Genomic DNA, 1,085 nt, shown 5'->3' on the forward strand with positions numbered 1-1,085 from the left:
GGTTAGGGGTGGGGGTCAGCGCCGCCAGAAGGTCCATCTAGGCTCTCCCCTCCGCCCCGGTCATCATCAAGCCGAGCCGCGCTATCGTTGCATCGGCGCTGTCGAGCGTGCCGACGATGCGGCCCTCATACATCACCGCGATGCGGTCGCAGAGCACCAGCAGCTCTTCGAGATCCTCGCCAATGACGATGATGCCGCAGCCTTTGGTCCGCATGTCGAGGAACTTTTCATGGATGAAGCGGGCGGCACCGATATCGAGCCCACGCGTCGGCTGCGAGACAACAAGCACCTTCGGATCGAAGGCAAGCTCGCGTGCCAACAACGCCTTCTGCAGATTGCCGCCGGACAATGCGCCGGCCCGGGTCATCGGTCCGGGGCATCTGATGTCATAGGCCTTGATTTGTTCTTCAGCGAAAGCGCGGATCGCATGCGGCTTGAGCAGGCCTTTGCTGCTGAACGCCGCGGTGCCGATGCGCGGCAACACCATCGAATCGGCGAGCGGCAGGTTGGTCACCAGTCCGGTCGTCATACGGTCTTCCGGGATACGTCCGAGCCCGAGCGCCTGCACCTCGCGCGGCGAAAACCGTGAGACTTTTTGGCCGGCAATCGTCATCCGGCCGGCATCGGGCGCCCGCACGCCGGAGATCACCTCCGCCAGCGCCCGCTGGCCATTGCCCGACACCCCGGCAATGCCGAGGATTTCGCCGGCACGAACGGCAAGCGATATGTCGCGCAGCGCCGTGCCGGAATGATGCGAGGTTGAGATACCGTCGAGCGTCAGCACATCAGCACCCGGCGCCGATGGTCCCCGCGCCGGCGGCACGATCTCATGGCCGCACATCAGTGTTGCCATCTCCGAGGATGTCGTGTTGGCCGGGTCATCGACGCGGCCGGCAACGCGGCCATGCCGCAGCACCGTGCAGCGATGCGTCAGCGCCCGCACCTCATTGAGCTTGTGCGAGATGAAGATGATGCCGAGACCTTGCGCCGCCATAGAACGTAACGCCGAAAACAGCCCGTCGACCTCGCTTGGCGCCAGCACCGCTGTCGGCTCGTCGAGGATCAGCAGCCTGGCTCCACGAAAC

1 protein-coding gene is annotated in these 1,085 nt (G+C 64.8%); it reads right to left on the reverse strand.

Features of this window, described 5'->3' with window-relative positions:
• Positions 1-37: 37 nt before the first annotated feature.
• On the reverse strand, positions 38-1,085 hold a 1,048-nt coding region (locus tag EN984_RS35655; RefSeq protein ID WP_127384406.1), incomplete at its 5' end, for an ATP-binding cassette domain-containing protein.

This window comes from Mesorhizobium sp. M7A.F.Ca.CA.004.12.1.1, assembly GCF_003997835.1.
Taxonomy (GTDB): Bacteria; Pseudomonadota; Alphaproteobacteria; order Rhizobiales; family Rhizobiaceae; genus Mesorhizobium.